This is a genomic window from Streptomyces sp. NPDC050145, assembly GCF_044460245.1.
Taxonomy (GTDB): domain Bacteria; phylum Actinomycetota; class Actinomycetes; order Streptomycetales; family Streptomycetaceae; genus Streptomyces.
The window spans coordinates 14019-36500 of sequence record NZ_JBITJS010000027.1; the positions used below are offsets into that span (position 1 = coordinate 14019).

16 protein-coding genes are annotated in these 22482 nt (G+C 72.5%); 8 read left to right on the forward strand and 8 right to left on the reverse strand.

What is annotated here, in order from left to right:
* Positions 1 to 65 precede the first annotated feature (65 nt).
* The 3 genes from ACIBTU_RS36495 to ACIBTU_RS36505 form a co-directional block, all read right to left on the reverse strand.
* Complete coding sequence (locus ACIBTU_RS36495; protein ID WP_399131017.1) at positions 66 to 1586, reverse strand: DUF5719 family protein; 1521 nt, start codon at positions 1584 to 1586, stop codon at positions 66 to 68.
* Positions 1586 to 5251: a glycosyltransferase gene (locus ACIBTU_RS36500; RefSeq protein WP_399131018.1), complete on the reverse strand. Its 3666-nt coding sequence runs from the start codon at positions 5249 to 5251 to the stop codon at positions 1586 to 1588. Before ACIBTU_RS36500 ends, ACIBTU_RS36495 begins: the two co-directional genes overlap by 1 nt.
* 185 nt (positions 5252 to 5436) lie before the next feature.
* Positions 5437 to 5700, reverse strand: coding sequence for a WhiB family transcriptional regulator (locus ACIBTU_RS36505; protein ID WP_018533570.1), 264 nt, complete (start codon positions 5698 to 5700; stop codon positions 5437 to 5439).
* Between the two features lie 677 nt (positions 5701 to 6377).
* On the opposite strand from ACIBTU_RS36505, the gene ACIBTU_RS36510 reads away from it, so the two are divergent.
* The 3 genes from ACIBTU_RS36510 (at position 6378) to ACIBTU_RS36520 (ending at position 9237) form a co-directional block, all read left to right on the forward strand.
* Positions 6378 to 6890 (forward strand): cysteine dioxygenase, encoded by a 513-nt coding sequence (locus tag ACIBTU_RS36510; RefSeq protein WP_399131019.1) that lies wholly within the window; start codon positions 6378 to 6380, stop codon positions 6888 to 6890.
* A 74-nt stretch (positions 6891 to 6964) separates the two neighbouring features.
* Complete coding sequence (cofD, locus tag ACIBTU_RS36515) at positions 6965 to 7933, forward strand: 2-phospho-L-lactate transferase (RefSeq protein ID WP_399131020.1); 969 nt, start codon at positions 6965 to 6967, stop codon at positions 7931 to 7933.
* Positions 7930 to 9237 (forward strand): coenzyme F420-0:L-glutamate ligase, encoded by a 1308-nt coding sequence (locus ACIBTU_RS36520; protein ID WP_399131021.1) that lies wholly within the window; start codon positions 7930 to 7932, stop codon positions 9235 to 9237. Before cofD ends, ACIBTU_RS36520 begins: the two co-directional genes overlap by 4 nt.
* A gap of 42 nt (positions 9238 to 9279) precedes the next feature.
* Here ACIBTU_RS36520 and ACIBTU_RS36525 read toward each other — a convergent pair whose 3' ends face one another.
* From ACIBTU_RS36525 to ACIBTU_RS36535, 3 genes are all read right to left on the reverse strand, one after another.
* Positions 9280 to 10305: a DNA-3-methyladenine glycosylase family protein gene (locus tag ACIBTU_RS36525; protein WP_399131022.1), complete on the reverse strand. Its 1026-nt coding sequence runs from the start codon at positions 10303 to 10305 to the stop codon at positions 9280 to 9282.
* Between the two features lie 75 nt (positions 10306 to 10380).
* The gene (locus tag ACIBTU_RS36530; RefSeq protein WP_399131023.1) at positions 10381 to 11463 is read right to left on the reverse strand and encodes a sugar phosphate nucleotidyltransferase; all 1083 of its coding nucleotides are present in this window, start codon (positions 11461 to 11463) and stop codon (positions 10381 to 10383) included.
* Between the two features lie 100 nt (positions 11464 to 11563).
* Complete coding sequence (locus ACIBTU_RS36535) at positions 11564 to 12913, reverse strand: peptidoglycan recognition protein (RefSeq protein WP_399131024.1); 1350 nt, start codon at positions 12911 to 12913, stop codon at positions 11564 to 11566.
* 314 nt (positions 12914 to 13227) lie between these two features.
* On the opposite strand from ACIBTU_RS36535, the gene ACIBTU_RS36540 reads away from it, so the two are divergent.
* From ACIBTU_RS36540 to ACIBTU_RS36555, 4 genes are all read left to right on the forward strand, one after another.
* Complete coding sequence (locus ACIBTU_RS36540) at positions 13228 to 13983, forward strand: TIGR03089 family protein (RefSeq protein ID WP_399131025.1); 756 nt, start codon at positions 13228 to 13230, stop codon at positions 13981 to 13983.
* Between the two features lie 105 nt (positions 13984 to 14088).
* Complete coding sequence (locus ACIBTU_RS36545; RefSeq protein ID WP_399131026.1) at positions 14089 to 15342, forward strand: LCP family protein; 1254 nt, start codon at positions 14089 to 14091, stop codon at positions 15340 to 15342.
* Positions 15343 to 15622: 280 nt separating this feature from the next.
* Positions 15623 to 17305 carry an LCP family protein gene (locus ACIBTU_RS36550; protein ID WP_399131027.1) on the forward strand — a complete coding sequence of 561 codons (1683 nt, stop codon included), beginning with the start codon at positions 15623 to 15625 and terminating at the stop codon, positions 17303 to 17305.
* A gap of 85 nt (positions 17306 to 17390) precedes the next feature.
* Positions 17391 to 18902, forward strand: coding sequence for an LCP family protein (locus ACIBTU_RS36555; protein ID WP_399131028.1), 1512 nt, complete (start codon positions 17391 to 17393; stop codon positions 18900 to 18902).
* A gap of 67 nt (positions 18903 to 18969) precedes the next feature.
* Here the strand turns inward: ACIBTU_RS36555 and ACIBTU_RS36560 are convergent, their stop codons facing one another.
* Positions 18970 to 20037: a glycosyltransferase family 2 protein gene (locus ACIBTU_RS36560; RefSeq protein ID WP_399131029.1), complete on the reverse strand. Its 1068-nt coding sequence runs from the start codon at positions 20035 to 20037 to the stop codon at positions 18970 to 18972.
* Positions 20038 to 20346: 309 nt separating this feature from the next.
* On the opposite strand from ACIBTU_RS36560, the gene ACIBTU_RS36565 reads away from it, so the two are divergent.
* Complete coding sequence (locus ACIBTU_RS36565; protein ID WP_399131030.1) at positions 20347 to 21711, forward strand: LCP family protein; 1365 nt, start codon at positions 20347 to 20349, stop codon at positions 21709 to 21711.
* 205 nt (positions 21712 to 21916) lie between these two features.
* Here ACIBTU_RS36565 and ACIBTU_RS36570 read toward each other — a convergent pair whose 3' ends face one another.
* The gene (locus ACIBTU_RS36570; RefSeq protein WP_399131032.1) at positions 21917 to 22459 is read right to left on the reverse strand and encodes an acyl-CoA thioesterase; all 543 of its coding nucleotides are present in this window, start codon (positions 22457 to 22459) and stop codon (positions 21917 to 21919) included.
* Positions 22460 to 22482: the final 23 nt, after the last annotated feature.

Sequence of the window (22482 nt, forward strand, 5' to 3'; positions counted from 1 at the left end):
GTCTTTCGAGCCTTCGAGCCTTCGGGGCTTTCGAGCCTGCGGAGCTTTCGGAGCCCTTGGAGCCGTTACCGCTGGAGCACCGCCAGGTCCTCGTCGGCCTGCGGCACGAACACGGTGCCCCGGTCGTCCGGCAGCGTCTGGACGGTGAACGCGGGCACACCGTCCTGCTCCTCGGCCAGCGTCCGCGAAGCGTGCACCGGACCGCCCGAGACGGGCTCCACGGTGAGCGCGTACGTGCCCTTCAGGCCGCTCGGGACGGGCGGGGCCACCGACAGGGTCGTCCCGGCCCTGACCGTGTACTCCTTCGTGGTCGCCGTGCCGCCGCCGGTGCCCGGGGAGGCGGTGACCTTGACCTTCGCCGCCGCGTCGGGGGCGGTCAGCGCGAGCGTGACCCCCTTCGCCGGGTTGCCGGCGACCGTCGCGCGCGTGCCGATGTCCCGGGTCGCGGGGATGAACGCGGTCTCCTGGTCGGCGCCCTTGCCGCGCGTGACGCGCAGCGCGGCCACCACCGGCACCGAGTCCTCCGTGGGCGACAGGATCAGCGAACCCGGCTCCCCGCGCGTGACCTCACCGAGGTCGACCGCGCTCGTCATGCCCGACTTCACGTGCAGCGTGGCGTGCCCGGCCGGGGAGATCCGGCCGGTGCCCGTGGCGAGCTGCACCTTCAGGTCGGCGTCGTCCTGACCGGGCGCGAAGACCACCAGGCGGGCGTTCGTCGCGTCCTTCGGGATGCCGGGCAGCACGAGCGTGCCCGCCGGGTCGGCGGCCGCGGGCAGCCAGTCGCCGCCCAGCTTGGCGTCGGCGGCCGACACCGCGGCGGCGACCCGGCCGCTGCGCGCGGTGACGTGCGCCGTCAGGTTCGGGTACGGCTTCTCGGTGAGCGTCGACAGCAGCACGGGGACGCTGGAGTGCGGCCCCACCTGGATGCCCTCGCCGACGTCGGACTTGATCGCGCCGTCGGGGCCCGCCAGCTGCACGTCCACGACCGCGGCCTCGTCGTCCGGGTTCGTGAGGTGCAGGTAGTCGCTGCGGTCCGCGTCGGTGGAGACGCCGGGGAACCAGAAGTCGGTGTCGGGCGCGGAGCAGCTCAGGCCGAGCAGGCCGCGGCCGGTGCCCGCGCTCACGGACGTGGTCTGCTGGACGGTCCAGCCGGGGGCCAGCGCACCGTCCGCCGTACCGATCAGGGCCGGGGCGTCGGCGCCGTCGGCCTCGCCCTCGACGGGCTTGCCGGGCGCCTTCGGGGTGAGGACCGGCTTCTGCTCCTTGTCCTCACCCTTGCCCTTGCTCTTGCTCTGGTCCGCTTTCTGGTCCGCGCCGTCGGTCGCGTCGGTCCCGGCCGGCAGCAGCCGTGCCGCGCCGCCGTCCTCGGTGTCCTTCGAGGGCGGCGTGTACGCCCCGTACGCGGTCTCCGCCAGGTCCGAGGCACTGGGCGAGGGGCACAGCAGGCTGGACCGCTCGACGGGCAGCCGGGCGGCGGCCTTGGCGGGCGCGTCGTCCGAGCCGCCACCGGAGGTCGCGCCGGCGAAACCGGTGACGGCGGCGAGCGCCACCGTGGCGGCGATCAGGGACAGGGTCGTGCGGTTCACTACTGGCTCCCGTCGGGGCGCTCATGGTCGGCGCCGGTGCCGTCGCCGTGCTGCTCGTGCGTCGCTTCGTAGGGCTCGTACGGGGTCTGCGTCTCGTAGGTTCCCCCGTAGGCGTACGGGTCGTACTGGTTCGCCTGATAGGGGTCGGCCTGCGGGGCGTATCCGTAGGAGGCGTCCTGGTACGGCTGCTGCTCGCCCGACGCGTACGCGGTGGTGTCGTACTCGGCGTTCGCGTAGCTGGGCTGGTCCCACTCGGCGTGGGCCTGCTGCGGGATGCCCGCGGGCTCCTCCGGGACGGGCGGCGTCTCGTCGGGTGCCCCGTTCTGCGCGGCCTCGGCCTCGGCCTGGGCGCGCAGCCTGCGGGCGCGGCGGCCCTCGCCCTCGACGGCCTGCGCGGGCACGACGACGTCCTCCTCGGGGAGGTCGTCGTCGACGTCGCGGCGGCGGCCCGGCAGGGCGAGCACGATCAGGACGAGCGTGAGGGCGCCCTGGCCCCACAGCCAGGCGGTGTGGGTGAGCGGGGCGTCGTAGGTGACGTCGAGGCGGCCGGCGGACGCGGGCAGTTCGAAGCCCTGGGCCCAGCCGTCGACGGTGACCGGCTTCAGGGCCGTGCCGTCGAGCGTGGCGGTCCACCCCTCGGCGGCCTCGTCGGCGAGACGCAGCACGCGGCCCTGGGGGCCGGCGGGTACGTCGGTGTGCACGTCGACGGGGCCCGCGGCGACGGGCCTGGCCTGCTCCGAGGTGGAGCCGGTGGCGGCGGTCGGGAGCAGCACGGCGCGGGCCACCTGCCGGTCGACGCGCCACAGGGCGGTGCCGTCCTGCTGGCTGAGCCGGGTCAGGCCGGGCGTCGCGTCCAGGACGCGGCCCATCTGGCGGGGTGCTCCGTCCCGTACGAGGACGTAGCGGACGGCGAAGCCGCCGAGCTGGTCGGCCTGGTCGGCGCCGGAGCCGGCGACCAGGTTGGCGACGACCTTGTCGAGCTTCGGGTTGACGCCCGCGGCCTCGGTCAGTTCGCCGTCGCCGAGCCGGGCGCCGGCGCCGCGCACCAGCGAGTACGAGACCTCTCCGGTGGAGCCGGCCATGACGAGCGTGCGGGCCTGGTCGCGGGTGCCGGCCTCCTCGGCGACGAACGCGGGCACCTGCACCGGGTCGCGTCGCTCCAGGGGGCCGTCGGCGCCGGCGATCATCCAGCCGGCGGCGAGCAGCAGCGGTCCGCCGGCCGCGGCGAACGCGACGAGGGCGGCGACCGGCTGGCGCCAGCCGAAGCTCTGCTCGGCGACGCGCGAGCGGGCGCCGTCGGCGCCGAGGACGGCGGCGGCGAGGAGGCCGAGGCCGTAGACGAGGGTGGCGGGGCCGGCCCACGTCGATCCGTCGGACAGGATCGCGAAGAGGAGGCCCGTGAAGGCGGCGGTCCAGGCCGTCAGGATCGCCAGGCGGCGCTCCTGGCGCAGCAGGGCGGCGAGTGCGGCGAGGACGATGCCGACGAGCAGGAGGCTGCCCGTGGTGCCGGGGCCGCCGGGCGAGGCGCCGAGCAGTCCGAGGGCGGACGCCGAGTCCTTCCCGTAGGGCAGTCCGGCTTCCTTGAAGAAGCCGAACGGGAGCAGGGACAGCGACCACGGGGCGAGCATCAGCAGCGGGGTGCCGAGCGCGGCGAGCAGGCGCAGTCCGTAGGCGGTGATGTCGTCGCGGCGCACCACGAGGAGCGCGACGCCGAGGACGAGGGCGATGGGCCAGACGATCGGGGTGAACGCCGTCGCCATGGTGAGCAGCAGGGCGAAGGCCCAGGTGGCGCGCCAACTGCCGCGCGCGCCCTTGCCGTTCGCGAGGCCCGAGGCCGACAGGCCGGCGCGCGCGATGAGCGGCAGCAGGACGGCGAGGACCGAGGTGCCGACGCGGCCTCCGGCGAGGGCGCCGGTGGCGGCGGGCAGGAACGCGTAGGCGACGGCCGCCCAGGCGCGCAGCAGGCGCGACTCGACGAGCGGCCTGGAGGCGAAGTACGCGGCGAACCCGGCGAGCGGCACCGAGCCGACGAGCAGCACGGTGAGCGCGAGTCCGGTGGAGCCCAGGAACACGGAGGCGAGGGCGGCGACGATCGCGAGGTACGGGGGTGCGGCCTGGGTGCCGCCGGTGCTGGTGGCGTGCCAGGCGTCCAGGTAGCGCGACCAGAGGGCGGAGGCGTCGCCGGGGGCGGGCAGCAGGGCGCCGCCGGTGAGGGCGCCGCTGCCGAGCAGTTCGCGGCAGGCGACCAGGGAGATGAACAGGAGGACGACGAGGAGCATCGGGCCCGGGTTGCGGGCGATGCGCTTGAGCCGGGCGAACCGCTCGACCTGGATGAAGTCGTCGTCGCCGGGCGCCGGTTCGAGTCCGCCGCCGCCGTGCCGGCCCGCCGTGGTGGTCTCGGGCTCGGAGCCGCCGAAGAGGCTGCCGGCGACCTGCTCGACGGTGTGCCGGACGGTGGCGCCGGGCGGCGGGAACAGCGGCCGCAGTTCCTTGGCGTCGACGGTGCCCTTGCCGCGGCGCTTGCGTGCGGCGAGGATCCGGCCGGGCCGCAGCAGGGTGGACATCAGGCCGGCGATCTCGTCGAAGGCCTGTCCGGGCACCTTGCCGACGAGGTAGGCGAGGGTGCGCAGCACGGTGCCGAGGACGAGGCGGAGCAGCGCCCAGGGGAGCACCGCCCCGCGCGCGTTGACGAGCAGGGTGTAGACGGCGCCCGCCTTGTCGACCTTGTGGGGCGAGGTGGCGGTGCGGCCGACGCAGTCGACGGTGCGGCGCTCGCGCGAGGAGGCCTCGGCGTGCCGCACGACGGCGTCGGGGGCGACGAGGACGCGGTGTCCGGCGGCCTGGGCGCGCCAGCACAGGTCGACGTCGTCACGCATGAGGGGCAGCCGGCGGTCGAAGCCGCCGAGCTGCTCGAAGACGTCGCGGCGCACGAGCATGCCGGCGGTGGACACGGACAGGACGGGCCGCACGTGGTCGTGCTGGCCCTGGTCCTGCTCGCGGCGGTCGAGGCCGGTCCAGCGGCGGCCGGAGTGGGCGATGGAGACGCCCACTTCGAGCAGCTGCCTGCGGTCGTACCAGCCGCGCAGCTTGGGGCCGACGATCGCGACGTCGGCGCCGGCCTCACGCTCGGCCTCGACGACGCGCAACAGCTGGGCGAGCGCGTCGGGTTCGGGCGCGCAGTCGTCGTGCAGCAGCCACAGCCACTGCTCGGGTGCGCCGTGCGGCAGGTCGGGCAGGTCGTAGGCATCGTCGCGCCAGGAGCGGCTGACGGGGTCCCAGCCGCTGGGGCGCTTGAGGTACGGCAGCTCCTCGGGGGTGAGCACGCCGGCGCCGCGCACGGCTTCCTCGACGGCCTGGCCGAAGCCGGTGCGGCGGGCGAGGTGCAGGACGCGCTCGTCGCCGAGTGCCTGGGCGACCAGGGTGGCGGACGCGTCGGCGCTGCCGGTGTCGGCCGCCACCGCGTTCTGCACGGGGCGCTCCTGGCCGAGCAGTCCCGTCAGGACGTCGGGCAGCCAGCGGGCCCCGTCGTGCGAGACGAGGACGGCGGTGACGACATGCCTGGGGAACTCGGGGGCGCCGCTCGGGTCGGACCCCGCTTGCGGCCCCGGGTTGAACGCGGCGGCGGCAGTGCCGAACTGGCCTGCCGAATGGCTGTGCACGGACATCGAGGTACGGGCCCCGGTTCGTCTGGACTGCGGTGGACGCCTGTGTCCGCTGGGGACACGGTGGCGTCTCGGACGGGGCCCCACACTAACGGCTGGCAACAACGGCGGCCCGCCGCCTGTGGACAACCACCGGCGACGGGCCGTGAGTACCTCGTGTTCGAACCTGTGCGTGCGCCTGCCCGAAGCTAGACGGCGGCCTTCTTCAGGCGGCGGCGCTCCCGCTCGGACAGACCGCCCCAGATGCCGAACCGCTCGTCGTTGGCGAGTGCGTACTCGAGGCATTCGGAGCGGACCTCGCACGCCAGGCAGACCTTCTTGGCCTCCCGGGTGGAGCCGCCCTTCTCAGGGAAGAAGGACTCCGGGTCGGTCTGTGCGCACAGTGCGCGCTCCTGCCAGCCGAGTTCCTCTTCCGCGTCCTCGACCAGCAGATCCGTAAACGACTCGGTCATAGTGCGCCCCTCGTCCGTCCGTGCGTCCCCGTGATGTTGCCGTTACCGATTTCGGCTGAACGACACGAGTGAAATTACAAGTGTGCCGATCCGGGGCAGTCAAGCCGGGATCTGCTATTGGGCCCCTTATTCACTCTGCGGAACCAAGGCTATGCGGAAAGTGTTCAAATCGGCAAAAACCGTGACACTTGCCAGCGGCGCATCCTGTCACCAGAAAGGACGTCGCAGAGATCGATCTCGTTCCGGTGCGCAGACGGAAGCGAACCTGATCACATTCGGATCACAGGATGACAACGACGTTTGCCCGCCGGGTTGCTGCGCCACATGTCCGGTACGGGCCCTGCACAAACCTTTCGCCTGCGAGGGATACCGGATGAGGTGAAACATTTCCCACAATCCGGACATTGGGTTGACAGCGACCACGGAGACCCGGTGTCCTGGTGGGCATGCTCGCGAACCTGCCGCTTTCGACGACCCGCACCGCCGGGTCCGTCACTGCTGCGCGCGCGTGCTGTTGCTGTTGTTGTCCCAGCTGCTGACGATCGAGACGATCCCCGGCTGGTGTGTCGTAGAGCCTCCCGAGCTCCGACGCCGCATCTCCTCTCTCCTTGTACGGCCCTTCGCCCCCCGCCCGGGCGGGGCACCCCGCACTCCCCGTTGAGGAACCACACACCCCCATGAACAGCGACAGCGACCTCCAGATCGCCGGCGACCTCCTCGAAGTCCAGCACCTGCTGCAGCCTGCCCGTGAGCACCCGCAGACCGTGGCCGAGTTCGCCGGACTCGCCCGCTCCATCGCCGCCGACCGCTCCCAGTGGGAGCACCTCGTCGAGTACGACGCGACGACCCGCTGGTACCACCGCCTGCGCACCGGGCCCGGCTACGAGGTGTGGCTGCTCTCCTGGGTGCCCGGGCAGGGCAGCGGACTGCACGACCACGGCCGCTCCTCCGGCGTCCTGACCCTCCTGGAGGGCGAGCTGACGGAGCGTACGGACCGGGGTGTGCGCACGCTCCAGGCCGGCGCGCAGCGCGTCTTCGCGCCCGGGTACGTCCACGAGGTCGCCAACGACTCCCTGGAGCCGGCTGTCAGTCTGCACGTGTACTACCCGGGCCTCACCGAGATGCCGATGCACTCGGCCGCCTGCTCCACCGGGGCCACGGAGACGGCCGAGGCCCCGGCCGCCGTCTGAGTCCGGGCGTGGCCGAGATCGTTCTGGCCGGGTCCAGCTGACGCACTGTCGGCGCCGCCTGCGATGCTGGGCCCATGCGCATTGTGGTTCTGGCAGGCGGCATCGGTGGTGCCCGGTTCCTTCGCGGTCTCCGGCGGGCGGCCCCCGACGCGGACATCACGGTCATCGGCAACACCGGGGACGACATCCATCTCTTCGGACTCAAGGTCTGTCCCGACCTCGACACGGTGATGTACACCCTGGGCGGCGGCATCGACGAGGAGCAGGGCTGGGGGCGTACCGACGAGACGCACCGGGTCAAGGAGGAGCTCGCGGCCTACGGGGTCGGGCCCGAGTGGTTCGGGCTCGGCGACCGGGACTTCGCGACCCACATCGTGCGCACGCAGATGCTCGGCGCCGGGTACCCGCTCAGCGCCGTCACCGAGGCGCTGTGCGAGCGCTGGAAGCCGGGCGTGCGACTGCTGCCCATGTCCGACGACCGCGTCGAGACGCACGTCGCCGTCACGCTCGACGGCGAGCGCCGCGCCGTGCACTTCCAGGAGTACTGGGTGAAGCTGCGCGCCTCCGTGGACGCGCACGCGATCGTGCCGGTCGGCGCCGAGGCCGCCAAGCCCGCGCCGGGCGTCCTGGAGGCCGTCGCCGAGGCCGACGTGATCCTCTTCCCGCCGTCGAACCCGGTGGTCAGCATCGGCACGATCCTCGCCGTGCCCGGCATCCGCGAGGCCATCGCCGGCGCGGGCGTCCCGGTCGTCGGCCTCTCCCCCATCGTCGGGGACGCGCCGGTGCGCGGCATGGCCGACAAGGTTCTGGCCGCGGTCGGCGTCGAGTCCAGCGCGGCGGCCGTCGCCGAGCACTACGGGTCGGGGCTGCTCGACGGCTGGCTCGTGGACACGGCGGACGCGGGCGCGGTGGAGCGCGTCGAGGCGGCCGGGATCCGGTGCCGGGCCGTGCCCCTGATGATGACCGACCCGGCCGAGGGACTGGCCGCCGCCGACATGGCGCGGGCCGCGCTCGCCCTCGCCGAGGAGGTCCGGGCCTCGTGAGCGACGCGCCGTCCTTCCGGGCCTGGGCGGTCCCCGGCATACCCGAGATCACCGAGGGCGACGACCTCGCGGCGCTGATCGTCGCCGCCGAGCCGGACCTCGCCGACGGTGACGTCCTCCTGGTCACCTCGAAGATCGTCAGCAAGGCCGAGGGCCGGATCGTACGGGCCGACGACCGCGAGGCCGCGATCGACGCCGAGACCGTACGGGTCGTGGCCCGCCGCGGCACCCTGCGCATCGTGGAGAACCGGCTGGGCCTGGTGATGGCCGCCGCCGGGGTCGACGCGTCGAACACCCCGGCCGGCACCGTGCTGTTGCTGCCCGAGGACCCGGACGCGTCGGCGGCCGCGATCCGCGACGGGGTGCGCGCCGCGCTCGGCGTGGACGTCGGCGTCGTCGTCACGGACACCTTCGGCCGCCCCTGGCGCAACGGCCTGACGGACGTCGCGATCGGCGCCGCCGGTGTGCGGGTCCTCGAGGACCTGCGCGGCGGTACGGACGCGCACGGCAATCCGCTGAGCGCGACCGTCGTGGCGACCGCCGACGAGCTGGCCGCCGCCGGCGACCTCGTCAAGGGCAAGGCCGGCGGCCTGCCCGTCGCCGTCGTACGCGGGCTTCCCGACGTGACCGCCACGGATGAACAGGGCGGCTCTGCACGGGAGTTGGTGCGCGTCGCCCACGACGACATGTTCCGGCTCGGCACCTCCGAGGCCGTACGGGAAGCGGTGACGCAGCGGCGTACCGTGCGGGCCTTCACGGACGAGGCCGTCGACCCCGGGGCGGTGCGGCGCGCCGTCGCCGCGGCCGTGACCGCGCCCGCGCCGCATCACACGACACCGTGGCGCTTCGTGCTCCTCGAGTCGGCCGCCTCGCGCACGAAACTGCTCGACGCGATGCGGGACGCGTGGGTCGCGGACCTGCGCCGGGACGGCAAGAGCGAGGAGTCCGTCGAGAAGCGGGTGCGGCGCGGTGACGTGCTGCGCAACGCGCCGTACCTGGTCGTGCCGTGCCTCGTCATGGACGGGTCGCACACGTACGGGGACGCGCGGCGGGACGCGGCCGAGCGGGAGATGTTCGTCGTCGCCGCCGGGGCGGGCGTGCAGAACTTTCTGGTGGCGCTGGCCGGTGAGCGGCTCGGCTCCGCGTGGGTCTCGTCGACCATGTTCTGCCGCGATGTCGTGCGCGGGGTCCTCGACCTTCCGTCGGGCTGGGATCCGATGGGGGCCGTCGCCGTCGGGCACCCGGCGCAGGCCCCTGCGGAGCGGCCCGCGCGGATCGTCTCGGAGTTCGTCGAGGTTCGGTAGGCAGGACGCGCCCCTTGCGGGGCGCACCTCTCACCCCTTCTCTCACCACTCCGCGATGTTCACTCGCCGCATCTTCGGCTGGCGGCGCGGCGGGGAGACGCCGCTGAGGAGGATCAGGCGGGCCGCTCGGTGGCGTTGGCCCGCGTAAGGGGCCAGGAGGTCGAGCATGTCGGCGTCCGTCGCGTCGCGGTTGCCGGCGAGGGCGTGGCCGATGATGCCCGGCAGGTGGAGGTCTCCCGTGGTGACCTCGTCGGGGGCTCCGTTCGTGCGCTGGACCGTCTCGGCTGAGGTCCACGGGCCGATGCCGGGGACGAGTTCGAGGCGGGCGCGGGCGGCGGGCGGGTCCATGTGCGCCGCCTCCTCCAGGCGGCGGGCGACCTTCGCGGCGCGCAGGATCGTCGACGCGCGCTTGTTGTCGACGCCCGCCCTGTGCCACTCCCAGGACGGGATCCTGGTCCAGGTGTACGGGTCCGGCGCGACCCGCATCCGCAGGTCACCGCCGGCCGGGCCCGGGGCCGGGTCGCCGTACTTGTGGAGGAGCAGGCGCCAGGCGCGGTAGGCCTCGTCCGTCGTGACCTTCTGCTCCAGGATCGACGGGATCAGCGACTCCAGGACCAGACCGGTCCGGGTCAGTCGCAGGCCCTGCCGTCTGCGGGCCGTCTGCGCGACCAGGCGGTGGCGCGGCTCGAAGGGCGCTGGGTCGTCCAACTCACCGAGCAGAGCCGGGAGTTGATCCAGGAACCATGGTGCGCCCGGGCCCCAGGCCGTCGCCTCGAGCGTGTCCTCGGCCCGCTGGGCGACCCGCAGCGTCGCGGGGCCCTCGGGGGTGCGGCCGGTGCGCCACACGGAGCCGTCCGGGGTCGTACGGAAGGTGGGGTCGGCGGGGCCGCGGCGCAGGGGGCCGAGCGTGAGGCCCAGGTGGACGGGGGCCGGCGGCGTGTAGACGCGGGTCGCGGCGGTGGAGGCGACCGGGGCGTGGGTGGGCCGGGGGACGTGGGTCTCGCCGCCGCGGACCGTGGTGCGGGTCTGCTGTGGTGCGGGGTGCGGAACGTATCGGCGGCCGGCCATCCCTCGAGGGTAGCCCGGGCCCCTCCGGGGTGCGGCGGATGTCGCCGAGGTCACGCGGGAGGGGCCTGGTCGCGGCTACTGGTCCGAAGAGAAGCGGATCGACGCGTCCGGGATCGTCGCGTCGCACCAGATCCGGACGCCCTCGCGGAGCTCGTTGTCCGCGCCGACCTGCGCCCCGTCCCCGACGACCGCGCCCGTGAGGACCGTGCGGGCACCCACGCGGGCGCCGCGGCCGATCAGGGAGTCCGTGATCACCGCGCCGGGTTCGACCACCGCGCCGGCCAGGATCGCCGATCCGGTGACGCGGGCGCCCTCGCCCACGCGCGCGTGCTCGCCGACCACCGTGCCGGCGGTGAGCTTTGCGTCCGGGGCCACCTCGGCCGTCGGCAGCACGAGCCGTTCGCCGCGCCGGCCGGGGACCGCCGGGGACGGGGCGCGGCCCATGACGAGGTCGGCGGAGCCGCGCACGAAGGCCTGCGGGGTACCGAGGTCGAGCCAGTACGTCGAGTCGACCATGCCCTGCAGGTGGGCGCCGTCGGCGAGCAGCCCCGGGAACGTCTCGCGCTCCACCGAGACGGGGCGGCCCGTCGGGATCGTGTCGATCACCGAGCGGCGGAAGACGTAGGCACCGGCGTTGATCTGGTCGGTGACGATCTCCTCGGGCGTCTGGGGCTTCTCCAGGAACGCCGTGACGCGTCCGGTGCCGTCCGTGGGGACGAGGCCGAACGCGCGGGGGTCCTCGACCCGCGAGAGATGCAGGGAGACGTCCGCGCCGGTCGACTCGTGCTCGTGGACGAGCGCGCCGATGTCGAGGCCGGTGAGGATGTCGCCGTTGAAGATGAGGACCGGGTCGTCGGGCCCGGAGCGCAGCCGCGAGGCGACGTTGCGGATGGCGCCGCCGGTGCCGAGGGGCTCGACCTCGGTGACGTACTCCAGATGGAGGCCGAGGCGGGAGCCGTCGCCGAAGTACGGCTCGAAGACCTCGGCCAGGTACGAGGTGGCCAGGACGATGTGGTCGACGCCGGCCGCTCTCGCGCGGGCGAGCTGATGCGTGAGGAAGGGCACACCGGCCGCCGGGACCATCGGCTTCGGCGTGTTCACCGTGAGAGGCCGCAGTCTGGTGCCCTTGCCGCCGACCAGGAGGATCGCTTCTGTCACCTGTCGTCTCTGCTTCCTGCTGGGGCCGGCCGAACTGTCTTTCGGCCGGCCAGTGTATGCAGACCGTTCGAGGTGCCCGGGCCGGCCCGTGTCCGGCGTGTCAGCGTCCCTGGAGCTGCGCCGACGTCGTGCGGGCGGTGCCGAGCTGGTTGTAGAGACGGCGCCCCGGGCATTCGGTCGCGAAGCCGTCCCGGTGGCCGGAGATCACCTTCAGCCGCACATTCTTTCCCTTGCTGTACAGATTTCCACCACCTGAGGTGAGGTATGTCGAGCCCTTCGGGTTCACTCCGTACAGGCCGAGCTTCCAGGCGGTCAGCTGGGAGATCGCCTTCACCGCGGCGGCGGGCGGGTTCGAGCTGCCGAACGAGCCCAGGACCGCGATGCCCATGGTGTCGGTGTTGAAGCCGAGGGTGTGGGCGCCCATGACGGCCTTCGTGACGCCGCCGGCCCGGCCCTCGTAGATGGTGCCGCACTTGTCCACGAGGAAGTTGTAGCCGATGTCACGCCAGCCGCTGCTCTTCACGTGGTAGCGGTAGATACTGCGAATGACGGAAGAGGCCTCGGAGCAGCGGTAGTTGTTGCCCGAGGCGCTGTGGTGGACGAACGCCGCCTTCACCGAGTTCGTGTACAGGAACTGGCTCTCGCGCAGTGACTCGTCCGCGCCCCAGCCCTCGCGGGTCACGATGCGCGGGCGCGGGCCGATGTACGGGCGGGCCTGGGCCCCCTCCGTGTCGCCGCCGCGGGCGCTGATCAGGGCGTCCTCGGTCTGCTGCTTGGTCAGCGCGGGGATCTCGGTGGCGCCGAGCGGGGCGAGCTCCGCGTTCACGGCGGAGGCGGCGGCCGCCTCGGCGGTCAGGGTGCCGGCCCGGGGGGCGTCGGCGGGGGCGCCCTGGGCGGGCTCGTCGCCCGGGTCCACGAGTTCCAGGCGCAGGCCCTGCGGGAGCGGCTCGGCCGTGGCGTCGCCGCGGTCGGAGCCGTCCGGCCCGCCACCGGCCTGGACGCGGACCTCCACGCCGTCGGAGTCACCGACCCAGAGCGGGGCGGTCGCACCGCGCAGGGTGCGGCCGGACGACTCGGCGGTGCCGGGGTCGGGGGCGTCGTCGTTGTGCGTCTCGACGTCCTGCCAGGCCGACCAGGTGGTGGTGCCGGTCGCCCGGGTACGGACCTGGACCTGGCCGTGCAGGGCGACGGACGGGTCGTTCCAGACGACGCCGACGAGGGAGAACGGGCGTACGTCGCGCTGGGGCAGGCCCTGCTGCCGGGCGGCGGCGCCGCCCGCGGCGCGGTCCGCGGTGAGCGGGGCCAGCGGGAGGGACTGGGTGCTGCCGGGGACCGATCCCTGGGTCGGGGTCGCGGGTGCCGCGGCGGCGGTCGTGGTGGGCAGGGTCAGGGGGAGGGCGAGGGCGGCCGCACAGCTGACGCCGACCGCGGAGGCAAGGAATCCACGCATGCGAACGATTTCTGCACGGGGGCGCTGCGCGGGCCATCGGGGTGGTTCATCCGGGGGGCCTTGTTGGGCCGGGCGGGGGGCCGTCGGGGGGCTGTCCGTGTGTCGCCGGGTGCGGGCCGGTGGGGGCTGGTCGCGCAGTTCCCCGCGCCCCTGAAATGCGGACCCTTCGGGTCGCATTTCCCCGACGCGCAACCGCCCGATGAGATCGCGCACGAAGTGCGCATCTCAGGGGCGCGGGGAACTGCGCGACCAGCCACGACGGATGGCGCACTCCGCGACGGACCGGTGAAGCCACGACGCCTACGCTGAACCCCGTGAAATCCGAGCCCCGTACTGCCGCCGAACTTCTTCAGCACGCCCTCGCGGACGATCCCGGTCGCCCCCTGGTCACCTTCTACGACGACGCCACCGGGGAGCGCGTGGAGCTGTCCGTGGCCACGTTCGCGAACTGGGTCAACAAGACGGCCAACCTCCTCCAGGGCGACCTGAACGTCGAGCCCGGCGACCGTGTCGCCGTGCTGCTGCCCGCCCACTGGCAGACCGCCGTCTGGCTGCTGGCCTGCGCCTCGGTCGGCGCCGTCGCGGACGTGGGCGGCGACCCGGCCGCCGCCGACGTCGTGGTGAGCGGCCCCGACACGCTGGAGGCGGCCCGCGCCTGTTCCGGCGAGCGCGTCGCGCTCGCGCTGCGCCCGCTCGGCGGCCGCTTCCCGCAGACGCCGGACGGCTTCGTCGACTACGCCGTCGAGGTCCCCTCGCAGGGCGACCGCTTCGCCCCCTTCTCCCCCGTCGACCCCGACGAGCCCTCGCTCGTCGTCGCGGGGGCCGAGTGGACCGGGGCGGAGGTCGCCGCGCGGGCCCTTTCGGACGCCGCCCCGCTCGGGCTGACCGGACCGGGCTCCCGGCTGCTGTCCGGACTCTCGTACGACACCTGGCAGGGGCTCAGCGCGGGGCTCTTCGCACCGCTGGCCGCGGGCGGCTCCGTCGTGCTGTGCCGGAACCTGGACCGGCTCGACGAGGAGGCGCTGGCCCGGCGCATCGACAGCGAGCGGGTGTCGGCGACCGCGAAGTAGCGGATCTTCACCCGTTCGGCCCCGCTCCCCCGGCCGCCCGGCGCGGCCGGGCCGATGATCGTGGAGACGCCGTTTTCCCCAGGCCGGACCGTGAGGGGACCGCACGTGACCGACTCCGCAGCCACACCGCTCGGCCCGGGCACCGGCTCGTCGCCGACCGGTGCCGGACGCGTCCGGCGGCGCAGGCGCCGGCTGCGGTACGCGGCGTGCACGCTGGCGTTCCTGGTGCTCGCGGCGGGCGGGGCCGGCTGGATCGTGTACGAGAAGCTCAGCGGGAACATCACCGAGGACACGGACGCGGCCGCCGAACTCGCCAAGTACGACAAGGAGCGGCCCACCGTCCTCGTGCACGGCGCGCAGAACATCCTGCTCATCGGGTCCGACTCGCGCGCCGGCAAGAACCGCAAGTACGGCCGCAACGACGGCACCCAACGCTCGGACACGACGATCCTGCTGCACGTGGCGGCGGACCGGAAGAGCGCGGTCGCCGTCTCGTTCCCCCGCGACCTGATGGTGAACATGCCCCGGTGCACCGCCCCGGGCGGCAAGCGCCTGGAGCCGACGTTCGCCATGTTCAACTACGCGTTCGAGGCGGGCGGTTCCGCCTGCACGATCCGTACGGTCGAGAAGGTGACCGGCATCCGCGTCGACCACCACATGGTCGTCGACTTCCAGGGCTTCAAGGACATGGTGAACGCCGTGGACGGGGTGACCGTCTGCCTCGACGAGCCGATCAACGACGCCGACGCCCATCTGAAGCTGTCAGCGGGCGAGCACAGCCTCGACGGCGAGCAGGCCCTCGGCTACGTCCGCGCCCGCAAGAGCCTCGGCAACGGCAGCGACACCGACCGGATGGACCGTCAGCAGCGGTTCCTCGGCGCCCTCGTCCAGAAGGTCCAGAGCAACGGTGTCCTCCTGAACCCGACGAAGCTCTACCCGCTCCTCGACGCCGCCACCTCGTCCCTGACCACCGACCCCGGCCTCGCGAGCCTGCGCGGCCTGTACGACCTGGTGCGCGGGATGCGGAACATCCCGTCCGACCGCATCCAGTTCCTGACCGTGCCCCGGGAGGCGTACGTCTACAACGCCAACCGCGACCAGCTCGTCCAGCCCGCCGCCGACCAGCTCTTCCGGCGGTTGCGCACCGACCGGCCGGTCGTCGTCACGAAGGAGGTGCCGGCCTCCGCGCGCGAGGAGGGCGAGCGCTCCTCACCTGGCATTTCCGATGAAACGGTCGCCTATCAGCGGGAAATGGACGAGAAGTCCGGGGCGTCGTCACCCTCGGCGTCCGACTCCGGCACCCCCGATCCCGCACCGACGTTCCGGGGCAATACGGCGAAGCGGGACACCTGCGGCTGAGGCCGGTCCGCGCCCTTCGGAGGCGCCTCAACCGCCCCTCGGTAAAGCGGGAGTCATCAGCCGGCACACAGGTTCAAAGATATGGGCCGGAATGCCCAGTTGTAGGGGAGTGGAATTTGTCACCGCCGTCGCCTGGCGCTGAACTGGGCGGATAGTGTGAGCGATCCGGTGCACCCGGCCACGCTTGGGCAAGGTCGCGCACTGCTGACCGACTTTGACCGGGCGCCCGCTTTAAGGGGGGTAGGGCGCCGCGTGGCCCCGACGGAGGACACAGACAACCGTGGACGCGCAAGGCCGTGGGCGGGCGGAGAACATCGACCCCGCAGACCAGTGGGTCCTGAACCCGCAGACCGGTGATTACGAACTGCGACTGACCCCCTCCGCTGAGCAGTCGGGGGTGCCGGGACCGCGCCGCACCGCATCGCGGCCCGGCGGCCGTCGGCGGCAGCAGCAACAGGACCCGGGAGACGTCCCTCCCCAGCGCAGAAGGCGTGAGCCGGAGGCACTGGCTCCGGACCCGGGGCGGCGCAGGTCGAAGCCGAAGAAGAAGTCGAAGGTCAAGAAGGTCCTGCTGTGGACCTCCGGCTCCATGGCCTTCGTGATCCTGGCCGGCGCCGGCGCGGTGTACATCTACCTCGAGCACCTCAACGGCAACCTGACGGTCAACAACACGCCCGACGCGAAGAACAGCTTCGCCAAGGACGAGGCGTTCAACATCCTCGTCATCGGCACGGACAAGCGCACCGGCAAGGGCAACGGGGGCTACGGCGACAAGGGCAGCGTCGGTCACGCCGACACGAACATCCTGCTGCACGTCTCCAAGGACCGGACGAACGCGACCGCGCTGAGCATCCCGCGCGACCTCATCGTCGACATCCCGGAGTGCACCACCGAGGGCAAGCCGATCGCCGGCACCCCGAGCGTGCGCTTCAACACGAGCCTCGGCCAGGACGGGCGCGACCCGGGCTGCACCATGAGGACCGTCAAGGCCGTCACCGGGATCACCCCGGACCACTTCATGATGGCCGACTTCAACGCCGTGAAGACCCTGTCCACCGCGGTCGGCGGCGTCGAGGTCTGCGTCAAGAAGCCGGTGGACGACCCGGACTCGCACCTCAAGCTGCCCGCCGGCAAGAGCGTGGTGAAGGGCGAGCAGGCCCTCGCCTTCGTCCGCACCCGGCACGCCTTCGGCAACGCGGGCGACCTGGACCGCATCAAGGTGCAGCAGCAGTTCCTCGGCTCGCTGGCCCGCCAGATGAGTTCCGGCGACACCCTGACGAACCCGTCGAAGCTGACGAGTCTCGCCGAGGCCGCGACGAAGGCGCTCACCGTCGACCAGGGCATCGGCAGCCTCCAGAAGCTCAAGGACGTGGCCCTGGAGCTGAAGAAGGTCCCGACGAAGAACATCTCCTTCGTGACGGTCCCGGTCCGGGACAACCCGGCGGAGAAGGTCCACGCCACGGTCGTCGTCGACCAGGCGAACGCACCGGCGATCTTCGACGCCGTCAAGAACGACGTCTCCCTCACGGAGACGAAAAAGAAGAAGAAGGCCGCCGAGTCCGCCCGCCTCAAGGGCGCGCGCTCCGCGGCCTCCGAGGTCCGCGTCGACCTCTACAACGGCGGCGCGCCGCCCGGTTCGGCCGGCACCACGCTCACCTGGCTGCAGAACACCGAAGGTGTCCTGAAGTCCAGCCAGTTGGGCAACGCGCCGAAGGACCAGGCCAAGACCACACTGGAGTACTCGCCGGACCAGGCCGACCAGGCCCGCAAGCTGGCGGACATCATGGGACTGCCCGCCTCGGCGCTCAAGCCGGGCGAGAGCGAGACGAACGACCAGGGCCTGCCGGCGATGATCCTGATCCTCGGCAAGGACTTCAAGGGCGCGGGGGTGCCCATCAGCGGTTCGGCGAAGGCGCCGGACGTGGACAAGTCGACGGCGGACAAAACTGTGTGCGCCGAATGACCAACCTCGGCCGCCCCGAGACTGTCTCACCACATGACAGCGGGGCGGCCGAGCCTTGGCCAGGGGTGGGGAGTGTGGGGCAGGGATGGGGCGACGAAGCGCGCGCAGCAAACGCTCGCGAATACTGCGCTGGACCACGGGCGTGCTCGCGGTCCTCGTACTGGGAACGGCCGGTGCCGGATATCTCTGGTACCAGCACCTGAACAACAACATCCAGACGGGCAAGCTCAGCCTGGGCGAGCACCGGGCGGCGAAGCCGACACCGAACGCGGCGGGCCAGACCCCGCTGAACATCCTGCTGATCGGGTCGGACGACCGGAACAGCAAGGAGAACCTGAAGCTGGGCGGCCACAAGGCGAGCGTGGGCGCGCCCCCGCTGGCCGACGTACAGATGCTGCTGCACCTGTCGGCGGACCGCACGAACATGTCCGTGGTGAGCATCCCGCGCGACACCCTCACCCAGCTGCCCAAGTGCACCGACCCGAAGAGCGGCCACGTCTACGAGGCGACCGTGTCCCGGCAGATGGTGAACTCCTCGCTGGCCCGCGGCGGCGCCGGCTGCACGGTCGCCACCTGGGAGCAGATGACCGGCATCCACATCGACCACTACATGATGGTCGACTTCTCGGGCGTCGTGTCCATGGCGGACGCGATCGGCGGCGTCCCCGTGTGCGTCGACCAGAACGTCTACTCCCGCAACAGCCGGGGCGAGGGCTCGGGCCTGAAGCTGAAGAAGGGCACCACGTACGTGAAGGGCGAGCAGGCCCTCCAGTGGCTGCGGACCCGGCACGGCTTCGAGGACGGCAGCGACATCGCGCGCGCCAAGGCGCAGCACATGTACATGAGCGCGATGGTCCGCGAGCTGCGCAAGAACACGACGTTCAGCCACCCGGGCAAGCTGCGCACCCTGGCCGAGAAGGCGACGAAGGCGGTGAAGCCCGACGACGGCCTGGACACCGTCAAGAAGCTGTACGACCTGAGCAACGAGCTGAAGAAGCCCGATCCGGACCGGATCACCATGACGACCATGCCGTTCGTCTACGAGGGCGCCCGCGTGGCCCCGAAGGCGGGCGAGGCCGAGGCGCTGTGGCGGATGCTCCGGGACGACGTCGCGCTCGACGGCAAGGGCAGGAAGAAGAAGCCGAAGACCGAGGTCTCGGACGATCCGGCGGCGCCCGACGGCGAGATCGCGGTGCAGGTGCGCAACGGCACGCGCACGACGACCGTGCCGGCCGCGCCCGGTCGGGCCTCGGCGGTGGCCGGGATCCTCACGGGCCAGGGCTTCGCCCGGGCCGTCGCGGACCAGTCGCAGTCCCTGTCCGAGGAGCACACGGTGATCCGCTTCCCGTCGGCCGACCTGGAGGGCGACGCCCAGGCCGTCGCCAAGTCCCTCGGGATTCCGCTGAGTTCGGTCCAGAAGTCGACGGACGTCTCCGGAGTGACGCTGACCGTGGGCGCCGACTGGCGCGAGGGCAACGTCTACCCGAAGGACGCGGCCGACTCGACCGACGACGCCAAGGCCCTCGACAAGGAACAGACACAGAACGGCGCGGACGCCTCCAAGTGCATGGCCGTGGAGGACGGTTACACCTGGTAGACGGTGACACCTGGCGAGACATGCGGAGAGTACGGGGCGCGGGAGGTGAACTCCCGCGCCCCGTACGTCACTTGGTGGGGCTGGTGGAGCTCGTCACCTTGCCGTCGCCGAGCACGGCGGGCCGGCGCGAGGCGATGACCTTCTTCGCCAGCGACTTCGGGCTGGTCAGGAAGCCCCAGCCCCAGGTCATGTGCATCGTGGCGAGGGCGACGGGGATCTGGGCGCGCGCCTTCAGCGGCAGGCCCTTGCCCGCCGGCACGGAGCCCGCGAGGATCGCCGCGAGGTAGCCGCCCGGGACGACGAAGCCCCAGGGCGTCAGCGCGGCACCCACGACCACGCCCGCCGCGATCGCGCACACGGCGGCCGGCGGGGCGAGGTAGCGCAGGTTGATCGAGCCCGCGTGGTAGCGCGCGACGACGTGCCGCCAGCGCCCGTAGTCCTTGTACTGCTTGGCCAGCGCCTTCACGCTCGGGCGCGGCCGGTAGGAGACCTTCAGCTCGGGCGAGAACCAGATGAGCCCGCCGGCCTCACGGATCCGGAAGTTCAGCTCCCAGTCCTGGGCGCGGATGAACTCCTCGTTGTACCCGCCCTGCCGCTCCAGCGCCTCGCGCCGGAAGACACCGAGGTAGACCGTCTCGGCCTGCTGCGCGGCGCCGCCCGTGTGGAACGCCGCGTTGCCCACGCCGATCTTCGAGGTCATCGCGGCGGCGACGGCCTGCTCCCACGCGTTGGTGCCCTGGGCGTGCATGATGCCGCCCACGTTCATCGCGCCGGTCTCCTCCAGGAGACGTACGGCGGTCTCGATGTAGCCCGCGGAGAGCGCGGCGTGCCCGTCGACACGGACCACGACCGGGTGGCGGGACGCCTTGATCGCCGCGTTCAGCGCGGCGGGCGTACGGCCCGTCGGGTTCGGCACCGTGTGCACGCGGGGGTGTTCGGCGACGAGCTGCGCGGCGATCTCGTCCGTGCGGTCCGCCGAGGGGCCGAGCGCGAGCACGACCTCCATCTCGCCGGCGTACTCCTGCGCCAGGATCGCCTCGACCGCCTCCCGCAGATGCCGCTCCTCGTTGAGGATGGGCATGATCACGGAGACCGCCGGGAGCTGCCCGTCGGAAGGTGCGTTCTGGGTATCCATCTCGTCTTTCACGGCCGGGGGTCCGGTTTCTCGGCCGAGGGCCGGGGGTCCGGTCGGTCGGCCCCGGGGGTGCGGCTTCGCGGGTCACGTTACCGCTAATGGGGGATACCGACGCGCGCCGCCCGGGTCGCTACCGCGGGCAGGAGATCGTATCGGCCTACGGTGCTCAGGATCCCACGCCCGCCGTCGCGGAGGTGTCCCCCCGTGCCCACGCCGCCCCGCTCCCCAGCCCGTCCGCAGCGCCCCCCGCGGCCGGGGCAGGGCCGCCGACCGGTGCGGCCGATGCGCAGGAGGAAGCCCCGATGGGCCATGCGGGTGGCGACCACGTTCTCCGTCACCGTGCTGGCCGCGGCCGGCATCGGGCACGCGCTCGTGACGAGCCTGGACAGCGGCATCGACCGCATCGACCCGTTCAAGGACATGAAGAACCGCCCGGCGGCCGGGCACGGGACGAACGTGCTGCTCGTCGGCACCGACGGCCGCGACAGGATCACCCCGGCCGAGAAGAAGAAGTACCGGCTCGGCGGCGCCCCCTGCCACTGCACGGACACCGTGATGATCGTGCACATCTCCGCCGACCACGACCGCGCCTCCGTGGTCTCCCTCCCGCGCGACTCCTACGCGGAGATGCCCGCCCACACCGACCGGACCACCGGTGAGAAACACCACCCGCACCCGGTCAAGCTCAACGCGGCGTACGCGGAGGGCGGGCCGCAGCTGACCGTGCGCACCGTCGAGAACATGACGCACGTCAAGATCGACCACTATCTGGAGGTCGACTTCACCAGCTTCATGCGGACCGTCGACGTGCTCGGCGGCGTCGAGGTCTGCACCGCCAAGCCCCTCAAGGACTCGTACACCGGACTGAACCTCGGCGTCGGCTCCCACAAGCTGAACGGCGGGCAGGCCCTCCAGTACGTGCGCTCCCGGCACGCCGACAGCGCCAGCGACCTGGGCCGCATGCAGCGCCAGCAGCGCTTCCTCGCCTCCCTGATCTCCGCGACGACCTCGTCCGGGGTGCTCCTCAACCCGGTCAGGTTCCGCGAGGTCGCCGGTACGCTGCTCGGCTCGGTCCGGGCCGACAAGGGCTTCGGCACGAACGAGATGGTCGACCTCGCCGAGGCCATGCGGAACTTCTCGCCGTCCTCGTCGGAGTTCACGACCGTGCCGATCGGCGACATGAGCTACCCGGTCAAGGGCATCGGGTCGACCGTGAAGTGGGACCCGGTCAAGTCCGGCAAGCTCTTCCAGGCCCTGCGCGAGGACGAGCCGCTCGCCGCGCACCACAAGAAGAAGAAGGCGAAGGTCGTCGGGGTCTCGCCGCAGCAGATCCGGGTGCAGGTCGAGAACGGGACCCGGACCCCGGGGCTCGGCATGAAGGTCGACAAGGCACTGAAGAAGACGGGTTTCCGCACGTCGGGCGCCCCGGCCAACGCCTCGGGCCGCGCCGTCGCCGAGCACACTCTCGTCCTCTACGACCCGCGCTGGGACCGCTCCGCGAAGTCCCTGGCCGCGGCCCTCCCCGGCGCCCGCCTCAAGCCGGTCAAGGGCCAGGGGCCCATGCTCAAGGTGGTCGCCGGGTCCGACTACAAGGGCGTCCGGCCGGTGCGGGCCGAGGACGCCTATCAGGGAGAGTTCGGCGCGGTGACGGGCGACGAGGTGGTGTGCGGCTGAGCGCTGCCGGGTGCGGCTTTCGTCGTGGCTGGTCGCGCAGTTCCCCGCGCCCCTGAAATGCGTGGCGCTTCGCGCCGCATTTCCCCGACGGGTCGACGCCCGACGGAGGTGGCGCACGAAGTGCGCACCTCCAGGGGCGCGGTGAACTGCGCGAGAAGCCCCACCGGCCCGCACCCGGCGACGAAAGCCTCGGGGCTACGGCGGATCAGTCCTCTTCCGGGGCGGACTTCGCGCGGAGCTCCTTGATGGCGCGGCGCCGGGCCAGCCGGTGCTGGCGCCGGATCTGGGCCTCCTGGTAGCGGCGGCGGTCACGGTCCGTCTCCGGCTCCACGGGCGGCACGGTCCGCGGCTTGCCGTCCGCGTCCACCGCGGCGAACACCAGATACGCGGAGCCCACCTGCTGCGCCGGAGTCGACTCGTTCCACCGCTCGGCGAGGACCCGCACGCCGACCTCCATCGAGGTCCGCCCCGTCCAGTTCACCTGCGCCTTCACATGCACCAGGTCACCGACCCGGACCGGTGAGAGGAACGCCATCTCGTCCATGGACGCGGTGACAGCGGGCCCGCCGGAGTGCCGCCCGGCCACCGCGCCGGCCGCGTCGTCCACGAGTTTCATGATCACGCCGCCGTGGACCGTACCCAGGAGGTTGGTGTCGTTGTGCGTCATGATGTGCGACAACGTCGTGCGGGAAGCGGAAGTCGGCTTGCCCGGAATTTCGGATTCCGTGCCGTGGGCCTGGTCTGTCATGGCACCCACCATATGCGGGGCTC

Bases quoted from the DNA above. Each gene is read 5' to 3' on its own strand.
- ACIBTU_RS36500 (WP_399131018.1), bottom strand. From the start codon at position 5,251: ATGTCCGTGCACAGCCATTCGGCAGGCCAGTTCGGCACTGCCGCCGCC.
- ACIBTU_RS36505 (WP_018533570.1), bottom strand. From the start codon at position 5,700: ATGACCGAGTCGTTTACGGATCTGCTGGTCGAGGACGCGGAAGAGGAA.
- ACIBTU_RS36510 (WP_399131019.1), top strand. From the start codon at position 6,378: ATGAACAGCGACAGCGACCTCCAGATCGCCGGCGACCTCCTCGAAGTC.
- cofD (WP_399131020.1), top strand. From the start codon at position 6,965: ATGCGCATTGTGGTTCTGGCAGGCGGCATCGGTGGTGCCCGGTTCCTT.
- ACIBTU_RS36525 (WP_399131022.1), bottom strand. From the start codon at position 10,305: ATGGCCGGCCGCCGATACGTTCCGCACCCCGCACCACAGCAGACCCGC.
- ACIBTU_RS36535 (WP_399131024.1), bottom strand. From the start codon at position 12,913: ATGCGTGGATTCCTTGCCTCCGCGGTCGGCGTCAGCTGTGCGGCCGCC.
- ACIBTU_RS36555 (WP_399131028.1), top strand. From the start codon at position 17,391: ATGGGGCGACGAAGCGCGCGCAGCAAACGCTCGCGAATACTGCGCTGG.
- ACIBTU_RS36560 (WP_399131029.1), bottom strand. From the start codon at position 20,037: ATGGATACCCAGAACGCACCTTCCGACGGGCAGCTCCCGGCGGTCTCC.
- ACIBTU_RS36565 (WP_399131030.1), top strand. From the start codon at position 20,347: ATGCGGGTGGCGACCACGTTCTCCGTCACCGTGCTGGCCGCGGCCGGC.
- ACIBTU_RS36570 (WP_399131032.1), bottom strand. From the start codon at position 22,459: ATGACAGACCAGGCCCACGGCACGGAATCCGAAATTCCGGGCAAGCCG.